Source organism: Mesorhizobium sp. M1A.F.Ca.IN.020.06.1.1 (assembly GCF_004023265.1).
Classification (GTDB): Bacteria; Pseudomonadota; Alphaproteobacteria; order Rhizobiales; family Rhizobiaceae; genus Mesorhizobium.
The window spans coordinates 1-4,575 of sequence record NZ_RZSR01000465.1; the positions used below are offsets into that span (position 1 = coordinate 1).

The window sequence follows — 4,575 nt, forward strand, 5'->3', positions numbered from 1 at the left end:
ACCTCGTCCTGCTGGAACGAGGCTTCCAGCGAGAAGATCGCCTGCCCATGCTGGATCGCCACCACCCGGCGCGTGGTGAAAGAGCCGCCGTCGCGGATGCGGTCGACCTCATAGACGATCGGAACCTTGGTGTCGCCGGGCCGCATGAAATAGCCGTGCAGCGAATGCACATGGCGCCCCGGCTCGACAGTACGCTGGGCGGCGACCAGCGCCTGAGCGATCGTCTGGCCGCCGAACACGCGCTGCCAGTCGAGCTTGGGGCTGCGACCACGATACAGGTTGTGTTCGAGCTGCTCGAGGTCGAGAATGTCGAGAAGCTCGTCCATGGCCGCCGTCATGTTCCACCTCCCTTGAAGATGTGTCATGGCGGGTTTCGGACAGGAGAGCCGGGCAGTCAAGCTGCAACGGCCGCCGCGGGGGCCGGAGGCCGCGAAAGGAAAGTGCCATGGTCGACCGCAAGGCGGATGCAGCGGACAAAACCTCGGTGGACGTGCTGGTGGCGGGCGCCGGTTACGTCGGCCTTGCCGCGGCCGTGTCGCTGAAGCAGGCGCGACCGAGCCTTGCCGTCGCCATTGTCGATGCGGCACCTGCCGGCGTCTGGCAGAAGGACGGCCGCGCCTCGGCGATCGCCGCCGCGGCCTGCCGCATGCTGGAGCAGCTCGGCGTCTGGGACGAGATCGCGCCCGAGGCGCAGGCTATCACCGAGATGATCATCACCGATTCGCGCGCCGCCGATCCGGTGCGCCCGGTGTTTTTGACCTTCGACGGCGAGGTGGCGCCCGGCGAACCCTTCGCCCATATGGTGGCCAACCGGGTCCTCAACGGCGCGCTGCGCCGCCGCGCCGAAAAACTCGGCATCGACGTCATCGAAGGCATGGCTGTCAGCGCCTTCGACACGAACGGCGCCGGCATCACCGTGCATCTGGCCGACGGCGCCGCGCTTAAGGCCTGCCTGCTCGTCGCCGCTGACGGCGTCAATTCGAAGCTGCGCGACATGGCCGGCATCAAGACGGTGAAATGGGAATACGGCCAGTCCGGTATCGTCTGCACGGTCGCGCATGAGCGCCCGCACAATGGCCGCGCCGAGGAACATTTTTTGCCCGCCGGCCCCTTCGCCACCTTGCCGCTGAAGCCTGAGGAGGACGGCACCAATCGCTCCTCGATCGTCTGGGTGGAGCGCACGGAAGACGCGCAGAAGCTGGTCGAGGGCGACGAATTCGTCTTCGAGCATGAGCTGGAGCAGCGCTTTGGGCTGAAGCTCGGCGAGATCCGCGTCGCCGACAAGCCGCGCGCCTGGCCGCTCGGCCTGATCCTTGCGCGCGCCTTCGTCGCACCGCGCATCGCGCTCGCCGGCGATGCGGCGCACGGCATCCATCCGATCGCCGGTCAGGGCCTCAATCTCGGCTTCAAGGATGTCGCAGCACTTGCCGAAGTGGTGGTCGAGGCCGACCGGCTCGGCCAGGATATCGGCGCGCTCGACGTGCTCGAGCGCTACCAGCAATGGCGCCGCTTCGACACGCTGCAGATGGGCGTCACCACCGACGTGCTGAACCGCCTGTTTTCCAACGACATCGGCCCGCTGCGCGCCGTGCGCGACCTCGGCCTCGGCCTCGTCGAGCGCATGCCGAAGCTCAAGGACTTCTTCATCCGTCAGGCGTCTGGCCTGTCAGGCGACACGCCGCGGCTATTGAAGGGCGAAGCGATCTAGCGCCTAGCAATTGGCCGGTGCCTACGCGACGTCGTCATCCACGGGCGGAGCGGGAGCGAAGCGGACGCCAAGACCCGAGGATCCATGCGGTGACCTTGGTCGAAGAATGCCGCCGAGCAGAATTCTGCACCGCTGCAACGCTTATAGGTAACGGAATGGATTCTATGGTCTGCGCCGCGTCGCTTCGCTCCTTGCTCCGCCATAGAATGACAATGCGAGAAGCGTTTCGGCCAATCACGAGGGTAGGCGATCCGGCCGCCACTGCTTCAGCTTAATTGACCTCAAAACCCAGCTTCTGTCGCAGCCTCACCATCCGCTGATCGGCGATGCGCAGGCGGTGCTCGCCGCCCTGTGCCACCCGGTTCAGCATGCTGAGCAGATCGTCCCGTTCGTGCGGCTCGAGGCGCTCGCGCAGGAACGGCGCCAGCTTGTCGATGACGATCGTGGTGTCGTCGACCTGCGCGGCCGCCCATTTGGCGTAGACGACGGCCTCGTCGGTTTTCTTAGGGTTGTCGGCAATCTGCGCGATCACCTCACGGATGACGGCTTCGCGCTGCGGCAGGATCGGGCCATGTTCCGAAACGATCGCGGTGATCAGCGTCGCGGCGGCCACGACCGGATCGTCGATCGCCGTCAGCGGCGAAAGTGCCGCCTGTTTGCGCAGCTTCTTGCGGCGGATATTGCCCTGCACGCGGCCGATAACGTCGGCGACCTCGCTGGCCGCCTCGTTCATCGCCTTCAGCCGGTACCACCAGATGGCCGCCACGCCGAGCAGGCCAAGCATAGCGAGCAGAAAAGGCATGCCGAATTCCCCCGAAACCGCGGCAACGATAGAAGAAGTACAGCATCGCTTCAACTCGCGACAATTGCGGCGATGAACAAACCGCTAATAGCTCCGGGTCATGACCCCGGTATGTCGTAGACAGCCCTGACCTCGACGGTGCCGAGCTCGGCCAGCGGAATGCCGTCTGCGATCGCCATCGCCTCGTCAAGATCCGCGGCCTCGACCATGACGAAGCCGAGCAGCTGTTCTTTCGTCTCGGCGAACGGCCCGTCGGTAACCAGCCGCTTGCCCTTGCGACGCCTGAGCGACTTCGACATCTTCACCGGCTGCAGCGCCTGCGCGATGATCAGCTTGCCTTGTCGATCGAGTTCCCTGTCATAGGCGAGCGAATCGGCGTCGAGCTTGGCGGATCGTTCCGGCGTGAGCGCGAAGAGGTCCTTTTCCTCGCCGTAGACCAGCAGGACATATTTCATTGTCAGTTCCCTTCCTGCGATGAACCATAGGAGGCGACCGCGATGCTGTCAGCCTTGCTTCTGGCCGCCGCATGATCGAGCAGGCATGCCGCAATCCCGATTATGGCCACGGCCGCCGCCAGCCGGCCGAGGCCGAAGGCCGGGGGATCCAGCCAGAACTCTTCCGGTCGCTGCACCCTTCCGCCGGGGCGCCTCCAAAGTGCGAAAAACAGATTGTCCATCTTCAACCTCCTTCGGCCCCGAACTTCGTGGCCGCCCGCAGGACGGTCAGGCCGCCCGGAAGTCGACATTTTTGCACGCGTTTTTTCGAGAATTTTTTCGCGCGCTTCGACTTCGCGGGCGCAATCGCGCCATGGTCTTCCGGCGCGCTCGCGCTATAGTTCAGCGGAACGCCGGCGCCCGCCGGCGCGAACCCCGACAAGCCAGGAGGACTTCATGGACCGCACCGCAAACGCCGTCTGGAAAGGCAATCTGAAAGAGGGCAAGGGCACGCTGGAGACGCAGAGCGGGACTCTGAAGGGCATACCCTATTCCTTCAAGGCGCGCTTCGAGGATGAGAGCGGCAAATCCGGCACCAATCCGGAAGAGCTGATCGCCGCCGCCCATGCCGGATGCTACGCCATGCAGCTGTCGCATTTCCTCGCCGAGAACGGCACCCCGGCCACCGCGCTCGACTCCAAGGCTGTTGTGACACTGGTGCCCGGCACCGGCATAACCGGCAGCGCCATCACCTTGGTCGGCACGGTCCCGGGCATCGATGCGGCAAAGTTCCAGGAACTGGCCGAGAAGGCCAAGGCCGAGTGCCCGGTGTCGAAGGCACTGGGGGCGATCAACGTGTCGCTGGATGCACGGTTGGGGTGATGCAGATTGCGGGGGCAGCGATCCTTCGCCCCCCTCTCTGCCCTGCCGGGCATCTCCCTCTCAAGGGCTCTCAAGGGAGGAGATCGGATGTCGCGTTGGCTTTCGCCAATCGCCGACGGTGAAAGAAGGGCGCCGGCGCCGGAACTGCCAATCTCCCCTAGTCTAGGGGGGAGTCCGGCGGGACAGGGGGGGCGCTGTCCCGCCGACATCTCCCGTAGTGGCTAGCCGCCCAGCGCCTCGATCTTCGCCCGCAATGCCGCGACCTCTTCCTCCAGCGCCTTGACCCGCGCTTCAAGGTCGGGGTCTGTCGACGCCGGCGGCTGCCAAGGCGCTGCCACCGCGGCTGCTTCCACCGCCCCGCTCAAGAGATGCACATAGCGCTCCTCGCGCTGCCCTGGCGCGCGTTCGAGCAGCTGGATCAGCGGCGGCCGGCGGCCGATCATCAAATCGAGATTGTCGCGAAGCTCCTCGATCGAGGCAAAGCGCGTCATGCGCTCCGAACGGGCGAGCAATTCATGCGCCGTCTGCGCGCCGCGCAGGAGCAAGAGGCCGACGACGGCGATCTGCGGCGTGGTCAGCGAAAAGCGCTGCGCCATCAAATGCTCGTAGCGCTCGACGCGCGAAGCGAAGGCCTGGCGCACCAGGCCTTTCTGCTCGAGCGTGCTCAGCGCCCGCCGGACTTCCGTCAGCTCCAGCGCCATCACCGGCTCGCGCGCCGTCTTCTGGTTGGCGGCCTGATGAGCGCCGTT

At 65.6% G+C, this 4,575-nt stretch carries 7 protein-coding genes; 2 read left to right on the forward strand and 5 right to left on the reverse strand.

Translation table 11 applies throughout. The features are described from left to right. Positions 1-338 (reverse strand): acyl-CoA thioesterase domain-containing protein (locus EOA60_RS19820; RefSeq protein ID WP_206628173.1); only part of this gene is annotated, 338 nt, incomplete at its 3' end. 107 nt (positions 339-445) lie between these two features. Between EOA60_RS19820 and EOA60_RS19825 the strand changes: the two genes are divergently transcribed. Further along, entirely contained in the window at positions 446-1,708 is a 1,263-nt protein-coding gene (locus EOA60_RS19825; RefSeq protein WP_095825193.1) for a ubiquinone biosynthesis hydroxylase, read from the forward strand. 271 nt (positions 1,709-1,979) lie between these two features. Here EOA60_RS19825 and EOA60_RS19835 read toward each other — a convergent pair whose 3' ends face one another. The 3 genes from EOA60_RS19835 to EOA60_RS19845 all read right to left on the reverse strand — a co-directional run bounded on the left by EOA60_RS19835 (position 1,980) and on the right by EOA60_RS19845 (position 3,186). Then, positions 1,980-2,510, reverse strand: a complete 531-nt coding sequence (locus tag EOA60_RS19835) for a hypothetical protein (protein ID WP_095799646.1) — start codon at positions 2,508-2,510, stop codon at positions 1,980-1,982. Positions 2,511-2,608: 98 nt separating this feature from the next. After that, positions 2,609-2,965: a YciI family protein gene (locus EOA60_RS19840; RefSeq protein WP_095782697.1), complete on the reverse strand. Its 357-nt coding sequence runs from the start codon at positions 2,963-2,965 to the stop codon at positions 2,609-2,611. A gap of 2 nt (positions 2,966-2,967) precedes the next feature. After that, positions 2,968-3,186: a hypothetical protein gene (locus EOA60_RS19845; protein WP_067322949.1), complete on the reverse strand. Its 219-nt coding sequence runs from the start codon at positions 3,184-3,186 to the stop codon at positions 2,968-2,970. Between the two features lie 214 nt (positions 3,187-3,400). Here EOA60_RS19845 and EOA60_RS19855 point away from each other — a divergent pair, with 214 nt between their 5' ends. Further along, the gene (locus tag EOA60_RS19855) at positions 3,401-3,826 is read left to right on the forward strand and encodes an OsmC family protein (RefSeq protein ID WP_095825191.1); all 426 of its coding nucleotides are present in this window, start codon (positions 3,401-3,403) and stop codon (positions 3,824-3,826) included. A gap of 221 nt (positions 3,827-4,047) precedes the next feature. On the opposite strand, the gene EOA60_RS19860 is transcribed toward EOA60_RS19855, so the two are convergent. Beyond that, a partial coding sequence (locus EOA60_RS19860) for a DUF480 domain-containing protein (RefSeq protein WP_128311770.1) occupies positions 4,048-4,575 on the reverse strand: 528 nt, incomplete at its 5' end.

Bases quoted from the DNA above. Each gene is read 5' to 3' on its own strand.
- EOA60_RS19825 (WP_095825193.1), top strand. From the start codon at position 446: ATGGTCGACCGCAAGGCGGATGCAGCGGACAAAACCTCGGTGGACGTG.
- EOA60_RS19835 (WP_095799646.1), bottom strand. From the start codon at position 2,510: ATGCCTTTTCTGCTCGCTATGCTTGGCCTGCTCGGCGTGGCGGCCATC.
- EOA60_RS19840 (WP_095782697.1), bottom strand. From the start codon at position 2,965: ATGAAATATGTCCTGCTGGTCTACGGCGAGGAAAAGGACCTCTTCGCG.
- EOA60_RS19845 (WP_067322949.1), bottom strand. From the start codon at position 3,186: ATGGACAATCTGTTTTTCGCACTTTGGAGGCGCCCCGGCGGAAGGGTG.
- EOA60_RS19855 (WP_095825191.1), top strand. From the start codon at position 3,401: ATGGACCGCACCGCAAACGCCGTCTGGAAAGGCAATCTGAAAGAGGGC.